Source organism: Azospirillum formosense (genome assembly GCF_013340925.1).
GTDB lineage: Bacteria > Pseudomonadota > Alphaproteobacteria > Azospirillales > Azospirillaceae > Azospirillum > Azospirillum formosense.
Genome location: NZ_WHOR01000048.1, coordinates 1 through 14811, shown reverse-complemented (window position 1 = coordinate 14811; position 14811 = coordinate 1). Strand labels below are relative to the sequence as shown.

The 14811-nt window shown below is 66.4% G+C and carries 10 protein-coding genes; 5 read left to right on the top strand and 5 right to left on the bottom strand.

Annotation, left to right across the window (positions count from 1 at the left end):
• Positions 1 to 3: 3 nt before the first annotated feature.
• From GBZ26_RS09140 to GBZ26_RS09130, 3 genes are all read right to left on the bottom strand, one after another.
• Positions 4 to 2124, bottom strand: coding sequence for a tetratricopeptide repeat protein (locus GBZ26_RS09140; RefSeq protein WP_174438571.1), 2121 nt, complete (start codon positions 2122 to 2124; stop codon positions 4 to 6).
• Positions 2125 to 2190: 66 nt separating this feature from the next.
• Complete coding sequence (locus GBZ26_RS09135) at positions 2191 to 2397, bottom strand: hypothetical protein (protein WP_174438570.1); 207 nt, start codon at positions 2395 to 2397, stop codon at positions 2191 to 2193.
• A gap of 203 nt (positions 2398 to 2600) precedes the next feature.
• Positions 2601 to 4619, bottom strand: a complete 2019-nt coding sequence (locus GBZ26_RS09130) for an ELWxxDGT repeat protein (protein ID WP_174438569.1) — start codon at positions 4617 to 4619, stop codon at positions 2601 to 2603.
• A gap of 573 nt (positions 4620 to 5192) precedes the next feature.
• Here GBZ26_RS09130 and GBZ26_RS09125 point away from each other — a divergent pair.
• The 5 genes from GBZ26_RS09125 to GBZ26_RS09105 all read left to right on the top strand — a co-directional run bounded on the left by GBZ26_RS09125 (position 5193) and on the right by GBZ26_RS09105 (position 10873).
• Positions 5193 to 5717: an RNA polymerase sigma factor gene (locus tag GBZ26_RS09125; protein WP_174438568.1), complete on the top strand. Its 525-nt coding sequence runs from the start codon at positions 5193 to 5195 to the stop codon at positions 5715 to 5717.
• Between the two features lie 101 nt (positions 5718 to 5818).
• Positions 5819 to 6829 (top strand): FecR family protein, encoded by a 1011-nt coding sequence (locus tag GBZ26_RS09120; protein ID WP_174438567.1) that lies wholly within the window; start codon positions 5819 to 5821, stop codon positions 6827 to 6829.
• Positions 6830 to 7081: 252 nt separating this feature from the next.
• Positions 7082 to 9463, top strand: a complete 2382-nt coding sequence (locus GBZ26_RS09115) for a TonB-dependent receptor (protein WP_174438566.1) — start codon at positions 7082 to 7084, stop codon at positions 9461 to 9463.
• A gap of 64 nt (positions 9464 to 9527) precedes the next feature.
• Entirely contained in the window at positions 9528 to 10691 is a 1164-nt protein-coding gene (locus GBZ26_RS09110) for a PepSY-associated TM helix domain-containing protein (protein ID WP_174438565.1), read from the top strand.
• Positions 10688 to 10873 carry a hypothetical protein gene (locus GBZ26_RS09105; protein ID WP_174438564.1) on the top strand — a complete coding sequence of 62 codons (186 nt, stop codon included), beginning with the start codon at positions 10688 to 10690 and terminating at the stop codon, positions 10871 to 10873. Before GBZ26_RS09110 ends, GBZ26_RS09105 begins: the two co-directional genes overlap by 4 nt.
• A 209-nt stretch (positions 10874 to 11082) precedes the next feature.
• On the opposite strand, the gene GBZ26_RS09100 is transcribed toward GBZ26_RS09105, so the two are convergent.
• Both GBZ26_RS09100 and GBZ26_RS09095 read right to left on the bottom strand, forming a co-directional pair.
• Complete coding sequence (locus GBZ26_RS09100; protein ID WP_174438563.1) at positions 11083 to 13896, bottom strand: carbohydrate-binding domain-containing protein; 2814 nt, start codon at positions 13894 to 13896, stop codon at positions 11083 to 11085.
• A gap of 114 nt (positions 13897 to 14010) precedes the next feature.
• The coding region (locus GBZ26_RS09095; protein WP_174438562.1) for a right-handed parallel beta-helix repeat-containing protein at positions 14011 to 14811 on the bottom strand (801 nt) is incomplete at its 5' end.

Genomic DNA, 14811 nt, shown 5'->3' with positions numbered 1-14811 from the left:
CGGTCAGGGCAGCAGGACCGGCCCGTTCCAGGGATCGAAGGGCACCAGCCGCGCCGTCTTGCGGTCGGGACGCAGGGCGGCGCGCAGCGTCGGGTTCAGCATCGCCGCCGTCACCGAGAAGGAGCTGTTGGACACGGCGACGTGGTCGGCCCGCGACAGAATCCAGTGGTCGGTGAAGAACTCCGCCCCCGGCAGCGGCGCGCCCAGATCGCCGGCGAGGACGGGGCGGTAGCGGGCGAAGCGGTCCGCCAGCTCCGGCGCGTCGGTGGCGAGATAGAGCACCGGCCGGTCCAGCGTCGTCCACAGATCGGCCAGCCAGTCGAGATACCAGCCCTCCGGCGCGATCCAGAAGCGGTCGTTCCGGCCGAAATCGCCGCGGCGCAGATGGATCGCCACCAGGGTCCGCCCGCGCGCCCGCAACCCGTCCAGCGCCGCCGCCGCGCGTTCCGCCACCGCCCCGACCGGCGTGAAGAGGGCGCGGAACCGCGCGCGATAGGGGGCCAGCGACGTGGTTTCGCCGCAGAAATAGCCGGCCACGTCGTGACCGCCCGCGCCCGACAGCGCCCGCCCGTCCAGCAGCGCCGGGACGCCGCAATCCTCCTCGTGCAGGCTGGGCAGCGGCGGGCCGGGAAGCGGGTCGTCCAGGCCGTAGAGATGGCGACCGATCCACTCCGGCGTTTCCAGCTCCATCCCGTTGCGCTCCGCGCAAACGCGCAGATACCCATATTGCAGGAGCTGGTTGCCGAACCGCCCGGCATTTCCGAGCGTTGACACCGACAGGCGCCGCTTGCCCGACGCACGGCGCGGGAGCGGGGCGTCGCCCACGGCCCGGCGCAGCAGCAGCATCGCCCGGCGGGAGAAGCCCGTGCCGATGCCCGGTGCGGCGGCGATCGCCCGGTCGTAGAGGTCCAGCGCCTCGCGGTCGGCCCCTTGCGCTTCGCGGACCGCGCCGGCCAGCAGCAGGCCGGTGGGCAGGCCGGGGGCGAGCCGCAGCGCCCAATGCGCGCAGCGGCTGGCCCGCGCCGCATCACCCCGCCGCAGCGCGGCGCGGCCGTGCGCCACCCAGGAGTCCCCGTCGTCCGGGCGCGCAGCCAGCGCCCGTTGCAGCAGCGCCGCCGCCCGCTCCGCCAAGCCGGCGCGCTCGCACAGCCGGCTAAGCTCGGCCAGCGCCGCCGCGTCGCCGGGACGCAGCCGGCCGGCGCGGTCCAGCGCCCGCCCCGCCGCCTCCAGGGCGTGCACCGCGTCGAGCGCCGCACCGAGGGCGAGGTGCAGCGCCGCCGAGGCCGGGTCGAGCGACAAGCCGCGCCGCACCGTCGCCAGCGCCGGGCGCGGCTTCTCGGCGATCTGCTGGGCGGCGGCGAGCCGGACCAGCAACCCGGTGTCGGTGGGCGTTGCCAGCGCCGCGCGCCGGCCCGCGACGACCGCCGCGCCGCGCTGCCCCAGGTCGTTGTGCAGCAGGCACAGGCTCGCCCAACAGCCTCCGTGTGCTGGGTCCAGGGCCAACGCCGGACGAAGCGCGGCGACGGCCCGTTCCGTCTGTCCAAGCGCCTGCCATGCCTCCGCCTCGGCCATGCGGGCTCGCAGCAGCGTCGGGTCGAGCCGGGCCGCGCGTCGAGCCAGCCGGGCGGCCTCATGCAACCGTCCGAGCGTCTTGACTGCCATCGCCGCGTCGAAGGCGGCGGAGAGGTTTTGCGGATCGAGGGCCAGCACCCGTTCGTAAAGCGCTGTGGCGGAGGCCAGGGCACCGGAATCGAAGGCGGTCTCGGCCAATAGGCGGAGCGCCGGGGCCAGCCGCTCCGCCGCCTCCCCATGATCCGGCTGCAGGCGCAGCGTGGCGAGCCAGCTCGCCGCCGCGTCCGCGGTCCGTCCGAGCGCGTTCTGAACCTTGCCAAGGTTGAGATGGTAGGTCGGCGATGCCGGATCGCCGGCCACGGCGGCATCGAGATGGTCGAGCGCCGCCGCAACCCGCCCGGTCTGGGCGAGCAGCAGCCCCATCAGATGGCTGGCGTCGGGATGGCCGGGAACCGCCTCCAGAATCCGCCCATAGAGGGCCTCCGCCTCCGCCACGCGCCCGGCGATGTGATGGTCGAGCGCGATGGACAGGGCTTCTGAGACGGTGGCCATGAGCCGGGGCAATCCGCGTGGGGCTGCTTCGGGATGGCGCCACAGTGGCCGGGCCACCCCGGACTGTCAACCGCCGGACGGGACGTTGGAGCGTAAATCGCCGAAGACCGGTGGTGTCAGGGCTCCGGACCACACGACCGTCTCCCGGCGCAGCGCCGATCTGGCGGTCGCGGCGGCGCTGACCAGCACGGGCGGGCCGGTCGGCGTGGTCGCCCACGGTCCTGACGCGGAGGTGATCATCCCGCCGCGCGCGGGCGCGGTACCGAGCGACACGGCCGGAGAGTCCCCCAGCCACCTGCGCGAGCGCTCTCCGTTCCACCGGCTCCTGAACGACGACGACGTCCAGGCCTGCTCTGTGACGCCTGGAACGCTCTCACCGCCACACCGGAGCGCCTACGCGCCCTCACCCGTTAACACCCCAAAGCGGATTGCAATCCGCTTTGGCTCCCATGTGCCAGTGCTTAAGCTCGGCGGTGTTAGAGGCTTGGGTCGATGACCGTAAAGCGGAGGTCCTGTGCCATCGCATCCAGAACGAGGATGCTGTCCCCGCCTCCGAGATCGACATGCACGTTCCCCCCCGACTCGATGACGTGTTCCGCCCGCCACGCCGCCGTACCGATGTCCTGCCCGAACCCCTTCAGAATGATGACGTCCAGCAGCGGGTCGAAGGCGGTCAGCACATCAGTGCCGCTGCCTGGGGCGAAGAAGAACTGGTCGCTCTCGCCGTCCCGTTCGGCAAGCAACACATCATCGCCGACACCCCCATCCACGATGTCGCGCCCAGCCCCTGGCATGAGGACATCCCGCCCGGACATGCCATAAAGGCGATCCGCGCCTTCCGCCCCGTCGATGACGTCTGCGCCGGCGCCGCCGTTCAACCGGTCGTCCCCGGCCCCGGCGAAGATGCGGTCGTCACCACCCAATCCATGAATCCGGTCAGCACCATCTCCGCCCAGCAACGTGTCGTTGCCTTCAGACCCTCGGCGGATGCCGTCCGGTGCTGCGATGACACCGAGCAGCTTGGCCGTGTGATCCCAGTAGTCGTTCCCTATTCCAGGGGGGAACTCCGCGAGTACGATGGTGCCGTCCGTCGTGCCATCGGACAGGAAGAACCGATCGGTTTTGGCGGCGTAATCACGATCGAACCCCAGCATGTGGCCATCAAGGTCCCCGAGGAGCTTGTCGCCGAAGGCTCCCCCCGATGTGTCCTGCACCGTGTGAGTGCCTTCGGGCGTGCCATCGGTCACCCACAGAGCAGCGGGATTGGCTCCGCTCTGTTCCGTCAGAAAGAAGGCCCGGCCGCCGGCAATCTCAATGTCCTGGTACATCCAATCATTCTGATGAAGTTCGGCGGTCCCCCCAGGCGTGCCATCGCTCGCCAGAAGGCGTTGCGAGCCCGACCAATAGCTTTCGTCTAGGAAGAGAAGGCGATCTCCATCATCGCCGGGCAGCCCCGCATCGAGCCATCCGAGCGGGTTGGCGAGTTCCTGGCTCGGCAGGAAGCTCACCTTGCCAGTCGCCTCCTCCAAAATACCGATCAGCGAGGCAGAACCTTGTTCCACCCGGTAGACATCCATGTCGGTCGTGAACACCACATGGCCGTTACGCACGCCGGAAATCCGCTCAAGGTCCCAACCCTGCATGGTCAGGTCGCCAAGGTGGCGCGTGCCCTCGGACGTGCCATCGGTGACCCAGAAGGTGGAATGACGGACGGCGGTAGGCCACTCTGTGCTCCCGGTCCAGTCGATGACATTCGTGACTGACACCACGATCCCCTCGGGCGAGGAGGAATAGCGGACGGCCCCGCTGTCGGGGATGAGGTTCGCAAACGCCGTCGCGGTGCCGTTGGCATTGACGAAGGTGAGCTTGGAAGGCCAGGACACCGCCCCCTCGTGAAAGGCCAGCCCCCCATCATTCATGCCGACCAATGTGATGCCATAGGACCAGGAGGGGAGCGGCGCCATTTCATGGAAGAGGAGGGTTCCGGCGGCGGTTCCGTCGGAGCTCCAGATCCCATCCTGGGTGTCACCGTCTGCGTGCAGGTAGATCCGGCCGTGTGCAGCGGTCAACGCCGATGGGGAGGACCCTTGTGTTCCCGGCATGAGGTCAGCGACCATCCGCGTCCCCGCCGCGGTTCCGTCGCTCACCCACAGCTCGCGGCCGTGAAGCCCATCGTCCGCAGTGAAGAAAAGCTGGTCGCCGACCACGGTCAGGTCGTCCGGGGCGCCTGATGCGGCGCCGGCCGCAGCGTCGAACATCCGGGTCCCGTTGCTGGTGCCATCCGAAACCCAGAGTTCGCGTCCGTGCAGGCCGTCGTCGGCGGTGAAGAATATCTTACCGCCGGCAACGACAGCGTCCTGGGGAGCGCTTCCCTCCTCGCCGGGTCTTATGTCGGCAACAAGGCGCGTTCCCAACGGCGTGCCGTCGGTGACCCAGGGTTCAGCGCCCGTGTTCTGCATCGTAGCTGTAAAAACAGCGATCTTCGTGAGTGACATGCTCCCTCCAATCGGATGAAGCATTGACCAAAATATCGGGCGTCGCGGAATGACAATTTTGGGGTGAACGCACCACCAGCATAGTCAGATTATTTCATCATTATAGTACAGCTAATATTGTAATGTTTATAGTGTGCAATACGGTTTCATTTCATCGAAGCGCAGAAGCACGTCATGGCATGGGGATGCTTAAGTCGCACCATTCGGTGTTCCAAATGATGTATCCGAGCATCGAGTCGCCAAACCATATCGTTTCAAGAAGCAACCTTCTTCCTGAAGCTGAGGCTTCCCGTGCGTGCCATCGGATCCGCCAGCTCATGCCTGGGCAACCACAACTGGTGGGATTTTGCAACGGAACTGACTTTTATGTCCAAAGGGGCTTCGTAACGTAAGGGCGCTCTTTGATAATAAGAATAGTTCGCATTATGGGTTCGATGCGGCTATACCGGTGCGGCCGGCATCCCAGGCGATGGCCCTGCGGGCGCTGGTTTCTTCGCACCCGTCATTCCGCGCATCTGTGACCGACACCCTCCGCCCACCGCTGCCCGACGACACCCATTCCCGGGGCGCCCGATGACCGGCTCCGTCGGCGCTTGGGCGCGCAAGATCGCGGAGTTGTTCGATGCGCATCGCCTGCGCGTCGAGCGTGTCATCGCGCGGCGGACCGGGGATCCGCAAACGGCGGGCGATCTCGCGCAGGATGCCTTCCTGCGGCTGGCCCGGCTGCCCGATGGCGAGGCGATCCAGAATCCGGCCGGCCTGCTGTATGTGGTGGCCGACCGCGTGGCGTTGGACCATTGCCGGGCTGCCAAGCGCCAGCGCCTGCGTGAGGCCGGCCCGCCCGACGAGCAGTTGCCCTCCTCCGGCCCCGGTGCCGACATGGTGGTCGAGCGGAACCAGACCATGGCCCGGCTGCGCGGCGCCATCGACTCCCTGCCGCCCAAAACCCGGGACGTGTTCCTTCTCTACCATGTCGAAGGTTTGTCCTACCGCGCCATTGGTGAACGGCTTGGCATCTCCCCCCGCACGGTGGAGTACCATCTGCGCACGGCGCTGGAGCAGTGCCGCGCGCACATGAGGCGGCGTCCGCTGCGATGATGGGCCGGGCCACGGTCCCGGCGGGTGATTTTCTTTGAGGGATCGGCCGCCCTCGACCGTCTATCCAAACACGAGACAACAGGAGCGCTCAGCGGGACGCGATGGATCATCAGGATGGGCAGCGCAGCGAGCCGGCATACGGCGGACCGGACGAAGACCGGCTGTTCTCGGAAGCCACCGCGTGGCACTTCCGCCTGCAATCCGACGACGTCAGGCCGGCGGAGCGTGCCGCCTTTGCCGAATGGCTGGCCCGCAGCCCGACTCACTCCCACGCTTGGGCCGGTCTCCAGACCTTGCTTCACGACTTGAAGGAGCCCGCCCGCTCCGCTTATGCCGGGTTACGCATCGCGTCTCCCCGCCCCCCCGCGGCGGCCGGCATCCGGCGCCTTGCCGCGGCGATGACGATCCTGCTGGTGGTCGGCGGCCTCGGTGCCTGGCACGGACCGACGCTGTACCAGAACGCCGTCGCGGACCAGGTGACTTCGGCCGGACAGCGCCGGACCTTGACGCTGCCGGATGGCTCCACGGTCGACATGAACGGCGACACCGCACTGGCGCTCGATTATCGAGATGGCGAGCGGCGCGTCCGGATTCTGCGCGGCGAGGCGTGGTTCCGGGTCACGCGCGACCCCGACCATCCCTTCGTCGTCGATGGCGGGGCGGGTGCCGCCCGTGTGCTGGGAACCCAATTCAGCGTCCGGCGCGAGGACGACCGCACGACGGTCACCGTGGGCGAAGGGCTGGTTGAGGTCGTCGCCCATCGGAACGCCGACGGCAACGCCCCCTGGCCCGACAGCGTCCGCCTGCACCCGGGCGAGAGCGCGGAGGCCGACGCCAACGGCCTGACCGGGCCGGGGGCGGTGGACCCCGCCGTCGCCTTCGCGTGGCGCCAGGGCCAGATCGTCTTCCGCCAGCAGTCGCTTGCCTCCGTCATCGCGGCTTTGAACCGGCAATGGCCGGGCCGGGTGATCCTGCTGAACGACGAGGCGGCGGAGCGCGTCGTATCCGGCGTCTTCGCGCTCGACCGGCCGGACGCCGTGCTCGATGCGCTGGAGCGCGGCCTCGGCGTGCGCGCCACCCGCATCACCCCCTACCTGACCCTGCTCCGCTGAAAAAATTATAGGGACCTGAAAAAAACTTCCCAGGGTTCTCCGCACGCCCGTCGTCATGTCCGGGAAAGGAGAGAATGAGACGCAATTGCAAAAAAGGCGGCGCGCTCTCTCACCGGACGACAGAGGCGAGCGATGACATCGGTGAAGTGTGAAGCGACGGGTGTGACGAACGGACGCCGGGGCAGCCGGTTGGGGTGCGCGTCCACGGGGCGGCTCCCGAGGGCGTTCCTGGGGCGGCTCCTGGCGACGACAATGCTGATCGTGCCGGGCCTTCCGCTGTCCGGTGTTCCCGCAGCGATGGCGCAGTCGATCCCGGCCGGGCCGGTGACCTTCGCCATCGCACCGCAGTCGGTGGACGGGGCGCTTGCCGCCTTCTCCACCGCCACGCGCATCCAGGTGCTGACCCCCGGTGTTATGACCCAGGGCGTCAATTCTCCCGGCGTCAGCGGATCGATGACCGCGCGCGAGGGGCTGAACCGTCTGCTGTCCGGCACCGGGCTGGCCGCCCGCTTCCTCAACGCCGAGACCGTGACGGTCGAACGCGTGGCCGCCGGCGACGCCGTCCTGCTCGATCCGGTGCAGGTCGAAGGAAGCCGGGGCGCCACCGGCCCCGGCGCCCTGCCCCCGGCCTACGCCGGCGGTCAGGTGGCGCGCGGCGGGCGCATCGGCGCGCTGGGCAACCAGGACGCGATGGACGTCCCATTCTCCATCACCAGCTACACCGCCGAAACCATCCGCAACCAGCAGGCGGACACCATCGCCGACGTTCTGGCCAACGACCCGGCGGTGCGCAGCAGCCTCGGCTACGGCAATTTCTCCGAAAGCTTCGTCATCCGCGGCTTCCAGCTGGCGGGGGAGGATCTGTCGGTCGACGGCCTCTACGGCACCGCTCCGCGCCAGATCGTCGCCACCAACATGTTCGAGCGGGTGGAGGTGCTGAAGGGCGCCAACGCCTTCCTCAACGGCGCGGCCCCCAGCGGGTCCGGCATCGGCGGCGGCGTGAACCTCGTGCCCAAGCGGGCGGAGGACGACCCGCTGACCCGGCTGACCGCCAGCTACGCCATGGACAGCCGGTTGGGCTTGGCGGCCGATGTCGGCCGCCGGTTCGGCGACGCCAAGCAGTTCGGCGTGCGCGCCAACGCCGCGGTCCGCGGCGGCGACACCGCCATCGACGGCGAGGAGCGGACGCTGAGGCTCGGCTCCCTGGCGCTGGATTACCGCGGCGAGCGCGCCCGCGTGACGCTCGACGTCGGCACCCAGACCCAGCGGGTGGAACAGGGCCGCCCCGTGGTCTATGTCGGCAGCTTCGTCCCGGCGGTGCCGTCGGCCTCGCAGAATTACGCGCAGCCCTGGAGCTATTCGCGGATGCGCGACACCTTCGGCCAGATCCGCGCCGAATACGATCTCCTGCCCAACCTGACCGCCTACGGCGCCTTCGGCCTGCGCAGCATGCGCGAGGACGGCGACTATGCCTCCCCCACCATCACGCGGCCCGACGGCACCGGCACGGTCCGGCGCCTGACCGTCCCGCGCGAGGACGACACCGTCACCGGCCAGGCCGGCGTCCGGGCCGACCTGCAGACCGGCCCGGTCCGGCACCAGCTGAACGCCGGCGCCTCCGCGCTGCGGACGACCAACAACAACGGCTTCGAATTCGGCACGACCTCAACCATCAACCTCTACACCATGGTCGGCCTGCCGCGCCCGGTGACGACCTCGGCCAGCGGCATGGTCGGCGATCTGCCGAAGGTCAGCGAGTCGGTGCTGCGCAGCGTCTACGCGTCGGACACCGTGTCGATCCTGAACGACCGGGTGATGGTCACCGCCGGCCTGCGCCAGCAGAACATCCAGGTTCGCGGCTACAACCGGGCCAACGGCGCCCGCACCTCCGATTACGACCAGTCGGCGCTGACGCCGGTGGTCGGGCTGGTGGTGAAGCCGGTCGAGGAACTGTCGCTCTACGCCAACCGGATCGAGGGGCTGGCCCAGGGACCGACCGCCCCGTCCACCGCGGCCAACGCCGGAGAGATCTTCGAGCCCTACCGGTCGGTCCAGTACGAGGTCGGCGGCAAGCTGGACTTCGGCAGCTTCGGCGGCTCGCTGTCGCTGTTCCAGACCACGCAGCCCAGCGGCGTCACCGACCCGTTCACCCGCGTCTACAGCGTGTCCGGCGAACAGCGCAACCGCGGCATCGAGCTGATGCTGTACGGCGAACCGGTGCAGGGCGTCCGGCTGCTCGGCGGCGCCACCTTCATCGATCCGGAGCTGAGCGACACCGGCAGCGCCGCGACCGAGGGCAAGGACGCCGTCGGCGTGCCGCGCCGCCAGTTCAACGCCAACGTCGAATGGGACCTTCCCTTCCTCCCCGCGTCCTTCCCCACCGTGACGCTGACCGGGCGCGTGATCCACACGGGATCTCAGTATCTCAACACCGCCAACACGCTGAGGATTCCCAGCTGGACCCGCTTCGACGTCGGCGCGCGGATGATCGCCGACGTGCAGAACCGTCCGGTCACCATCCGGGCGGCGGTCGAGAACGTGACCGACAAGGCCTATTGGGCGTCGGCCTCCGGCGGTTACCTGAGCCAGGGCAACCCGCTGACCGCCAAGCTGTCGGTGTCGGTCGATTTCTGAGAGCGGATTTCTGAGGCTGGATGTCCGACCGGCGAAGCCATGACGGCGGCATGAGGGGGCCCCGATGACCAACCGAACCATCCGGATCTGGACGCTGATCCACAAATGGACCAGCCTGATCTGCACGATCTTCATGCTGCTGCTGTGCCTGACCGGCCTGCCGCTGATCTTCCATGACGAGATCGAGGCGCTGACGGCCGAGGACACCCTTCCGCCCATGCCGGCCGACACGCCCTTGAAATCGCTGGACGAGGCGGTGGCCTCGGCGCTGGCGACCTACCCCGGCGAGCGCCCGCTGTTCCTCAGCTTCGACGTGGACCGGCCGGTGGTGAACGTCACCACCGGCCCGGGGGCCCGCCCTCCGGTGTCGCAGATGCACATCTCGGCCATCGACCTGCGCACCACGCGGATTCTGGCGGACCTGAACGATGACGACGGGTTCATGCATGTGATGCTGCGCCTGCATGTGGACCTGTTCGCGGGGCTGCCCGGCGAGCTGTTCCTGGGCTTCATGGGCTTCCTGCTGGTCCTGGCCACCCTGTCGGGTGTGGTGATCTATGCCCCCTTCATGCGCAAGCTGTCCTTCGGCACGGTGCGGGCCGGGCGCGGCCGGCGGCTGAAATGGCTCGATCTGCACAACATGCTGGGCATCGTCACGCTGATGTGGGTGGTGGTGGTCGGGTTGACCGGCGTCATCAACACCTTGTCCGTGCCGCTGGTCGCCTATTGGCGCGCCAACGAGCTTGCGGCGATGATCGCCCCCTATGAGGGCAAGCCGGTTCCGGAGCGCTTCGCCTCGGTTGACGCGGCCGTCCGCACCGCCATGGAGGCCGCCCCCGGCATGCGGCCGCAATTCGTCGCCTTCCCCGGCGTGCGCTTTTCCAGCAACCACCATTACGCGGTGTGGCTGAGGGGAGCCACGCCGGCCACCAACCGAATCCTGACCCCCGCCCTGATCGACGCCGAGACGGGGGCTTTCACCGACATGCGCTCCATGCCCTGGTACATGCTGGCGCTGCGGTTGTCGCAGCCGCTGCATTTCGGCGACTATGGCGGGCTGCCGATGAAGATCCTGTGGGCGGTGCTGGACCTGCTGGCCATCGTCATCCTCGGCAGCGGCCTGTATTTGTGGATCGCCCGCCGCCGCCTTGTCCAGGCTCGCCGCATCCAGGATCATGCCGCCACAGGCTCCGGCCTGCGCGCCACCGCCGGGGAGGCTGCGGAATGACGCCGCGCACTCCCTTCCGACTGCTGGCGATCTTCGGGATTCCCATGGTGATCGCGCTTGTCACCACCGCCGGGCTGATCAGCGCCCTGTTGGATGACGGCGTCGTGGACGCCGTGTCCTGGGCGGCACTGTCGGTTCCCGTGCTCACCGCGGTTTGGTCCTGGCGCAAGCGCAAGCGCTAAGAGCAGTTCCCTGTGTCGCTACGGGGGCAGCGGCCGCAGCGCCTATGGCGAAATTCTCGCCAAGGGATCCGGCGCCGAATATCAGGGGGAGCGGTACCCCTTCCCCGACTTCACTTCGTCGGCCATCACACCAACGGCAAGTTGGCACGATGACCGACGAAACTGACGTCTCAGCAATCCGCCGGAAGAAGCCCACCATGTCCTCGTCGTCAGGTGGCCCAATGACTCACCGCCATGTCATCGTATCCATGGGTACCGATCTGGTCGTAGGCGATGTCGGCAAATCCAACCATATAGGCCGGTGAGTCCGGCTGAAGCCGCCAATCGCCCTCTGCCGGATTCTTGAAAAGAGGATTGCCGATTATCGAATGCAGGTCATAGCCAAGATCCTGCCACTCGCCGAAGGCGCCACTGTAACCCGAAGGCATTTTCACAGGGGTCGCGTGGAACGATGCCGGTTGAATTCCTGAGTAGACATTGTTGTCGAAGATGACAGTGCTCGCAGCCCCGTTGACTGCCGTTGCTCCCGATTGCCCGTCACTGGGATAGGACAGATCGACGATGTTCTTGCTGAAAACATTGTTCTGCATCGCATGCGGGTTCTTGCCCTCGCCGAGCCAATTGGGCTCAAACCCGGCAAGCGCGATTCCGGAATTCCGCGTGACGATGTTGTTGTGGATGCTGTTGTCCCATCCCGAGTGGACGAAAATGCCACCGATATTATCATGAAGCAGGTTGCCATAGACGTCCACACCGCTGGCCCAATCATCCAGATAAATGGCGTTGCTGACCAACTTGGTCGTGGGGTCTTGAAAATTTGTGCTTACGACACCGTCCCAGCCGATGTTTCCCACGGCTTTTGTGTTTGAAATTTCGTTGTAGCGAATCACATCACCTGTTTTCACCTGACTCCAATTGATCAGCATCACGGCACCGCCGTCACTGGTCTCCTGGTTGGTGTTGTTTATTACATTGTACTCGACTACATTGCGAAGGGCGTCACCGCTTTCAAGAGATCCCCCGCCGATACCGAATTTTGCGATATTCTCGATGTTGTTGTGCGAAAACACATTGTCAGACGAGGCGTCGAACCAGATCCCGCTGCCCTTTTTCGACAGAACACCAATGTCATGTATCCAGTTTCCGCTCACCAGCGTGTGATCGGCGCCGTGCTCCAGAAGGACGCCATGCCCGTTGGTTTTCGCCACTTCGTTCTTGACGATCACCGTATCGGTGCTTTGCGTGACGTGAATGCCGACGCCGGCGTTTGTGATCTTGGCGTTGCGGACGACAATGTCATCGCTTCGGTCGACGGCGTACGCCACACCGGAAGACATGGTTCCGTCTACGCTGATGCCGTCGAAAACAATGCCTTTAGCATCCGTGACGCTGATGACTTTGTTTGTCGTGGCAAGCAGAGCATTCCCCCCATTGAACGAGTTGTCGTTCGGAACAAAGTACAGCTTCTGAGTAGCGCCATCGATGTACCATTCCTCGGGTGCATTCAACATGGTCGGCGCATTCATCAGATAGTATCGTGATCCGGCGCCAAGCGCGTCCCAGGTCGTTCCGTTGACATGGACTGTGTTCGTCGCGTGGTCGATACTGCTCACGTCAAGGATATAGTTGTCCCAGCCGCGCTGCCCGTAGATGTTGACCTTCATCCCATCGGCGTCGAGCCCGGTCGGAATGTCACCTTCCCGGAACCTGAAGCTGGAGTAGGAATTGTCACCAGGGCCGCTTGCGTCGGCGAACAGCCATCCACCTTCGATCGGATTGTCCGGCATGCGATCGGGAAAGCGCGCCATGTTCTGGCGAACACCGCCCACGATGAGGTCGGCGTTGGCCAGCATGCCGGACTCCGAAACGGACAGCGCCGCCGACCACACCTCCCCGCCAGAGGCACTCCAGTTCGTGATCAGGTGTCCGCCGTGGATCGTGGGCGTCTCGCCGGAATAGGCCGCAAAGGTTTTCCCCGAGTCGGCTGCGGTCAATTCAAGCGTGCGATCCACATAATAGTCACCTCCCCTCACCAGCGTGGTCGTCACCTTTGGATCTGCGCGCATGGCATCGCGGGCCTGTTCCATGGTCGCGAAAGGACCGTCCGTGCCATCGGCATTCGGTGCTGCCAGTTTGCCGGACCAACCGTCGTTTCCGTTGGTCGCGACGTAGAAGGCGGGCGCCGGAGCGGGGGGCACAGGCGTGTCTTCGGACAAGGGAAAGAAACTCTTGTCGGCGTTGACCACCAGGGTGCCGTTCCACCACAGGCCGGACTGGCCTTTGACCGTGTCCTTGCCGTCAAGCGCCCCTTTGTCGTAGGTGACCGAGCCGTCCGTCGGTGCGACGGCACGCCCGTTGATGGTGACGGTGTTGACGATCAGCGAACGGTCCTGGCCGTTGATGACGGTGTCGTTGTCATATTGGATCTGTATGGCGTGACCCCGGCCCGGCCCGATATCAGCAGTGAAGATGAAATCCTTGGCCATGGTATCGGCCGCACCTTCGCCGATCACCTGGCCGTCCACCAGCAGTTTGAAATGCGCGTTGACGCCGGCCGCCGGGTTGCCTCGGGCGTTCACGACGATGGTCGAACCGCCGGTGGCCGGCGTGGAAAGGGGCGACAGGTAACAGCTTGCCGGCGTGTCGAAGACGAGCGCGCCCTGCCACCATAGATCCTCCTGCCCGGCGATGACATCCTGACCGTCCAGCGCGAAACGGTCATAGGTGGCCTGCGACGGCAACAGGGTGCTTCCGTTGACGACGATGGAGCGGATGGACAGGTCTCGATCCTCGCCGCTCACGACGCCGTCGTTGTCGTAATAGACGTGGACCTTGTGGGGCTGGTCCGCCGCCACCTTGGCGGTGAAGCGGTAGGCCGTGGGGTCGGCCTTGTTCACGGTCGCTTGACCGACGTCCACACCGTCGATCAGCAGACGAAAATGCGGCCAAACGCCCGCGGCAGACTGTCCGTAAGCGTTCACGACGATGTTCGCGTCGATGAGCTGTATCGCGGCCGTGGCCATTGGCTGATCCTCGTATGCGCTTCGATACGGGGACCCTATCCAATGACGGATGTCATTTCTGTGGTATTAGAGCCAAAGTCATTTAATTTGCGGCGGGTCGAACGAGGCCTTCCGTCAGCCTTCGTGGCAGCCGACGTTTGGAGCACCGAGCGGAGGCACGGCTCTGCCCAGGCGATCCACGGCCAAGTCGGTTTTCCGCCCGCTGCTGCGGCAAGGGCTTGTCGACGCCAATTCATAGTTTCCCGATGCGGCGTCGAGGAAAAGAGGATCGCCCGCGATACCATTCCTGACGGCCCATCCGGAAATGCTCTCCAACTCGTCACGCTGCGCGCAGCGTGTGCCGCCCCAGACAGCCATCTGGCCGCCGTCGGAACCGAAGCAGTTGTTGCTGTAAACATTATCCTGCCCGCGGCGCCGGTCGTTGCTGCCGCCGCCGGCCGCGTACAGGTTCTGGTGACGGGCGCTCACGGCGATGTTGTTGACGATCTGGTTGCCGGACACATGGGCACCTTCCGTCCGGGAGGATATCTCCAGCGCCCACCACCCGCCCGCCACCGTGTTGTTGCGCAGCCGGTTGTTGCGGGCGCTCCTGGGAATGTCGGCGGCCTGCTCCGTGGCCAGATCCCAGCCCGCCGCATTCGCCTGGATTGCCAGCCCGGCGGCATATGGGACTTGCCCACAATCGTGCACAAGGTTGTAATCGACGTCGCAGCCGTCGCATTTTTCGAGGAAGATGCCGCGCGATTGGCAGTCATGGACATGGTTGCGGCTGATGACCTGCCGGGCAAGCGGAGAAACCACCTCATCCCACCAGATGCCCACGCCGCGCTTGTGCGGTTCGATCCCCTGCCCGGCCCAGGCCGCTGGGCAGCAGTCGTAGACATGGTTGCGTTCAACCACCACCGCCCCCTGGAA

Excerpts from the sequence above, each read along its gene's own strand:
- GBZ26_RS09105 (WP_174438564.1), top strand. The coding sequence starts at position 10,688 with ATGACGCCGCGCACTCCCTTCCGACTGCTGGCGATCTTCGGGATTCCC.
- GBZ26_RS09120 (WP_174438567.1), top strand. The coding sequence starts at position 5,819 with ATGGATCATCAGGATGGGCAGCGCAGCGAGCCGGCATACGGCGGACCG.
- GBZ26_RS09140 (WP_174438571.1), bottom strand. The coding sequence starts at position 2,124 with ATGGCCACCGTCTCAGAAGCCCTGTCCATCGCGCTCGACCATCACATC.
- GBZ26_RS09125 (WP_174438568.1), top strand. The coding sequence starts at position 5,193 with ATGACCGGCTCCGTCGGCGCTTGGGCGCGCAAGATCGCGGAGTTGTTC.
- GBZ26_RS09130 (WP_174438569.1), bottom strand. The coding sequence starts at position 4,619 with ATGTCACTCACGAAGATCGCTGTTTTTACAGCTACGATGCAGAACACG.
- GBZ26_RS09110 (WP_174438565.1), top strand. The coding sequence starts at position 9,528 with ATGACCAACCGAACCATCCGGATCTGGACGCTGATCCACAAATGGACC.
- GBZ26_RS09100 (WP_174438563.1), bottom strand. The coding sequence starts at position 13,896 with ATGGCCACGGCCGCGATACAGCTCATCGACGCGAACATCGTCGTGAAC.
- GBZ26_RS09115 (WP_174438566.1), top strand. The coding sequence starts at position 7,082 with ATGCTGATCGTGCCGGGCCTTCCGCTGTCCGGTGTTCCCGCAGCGATG.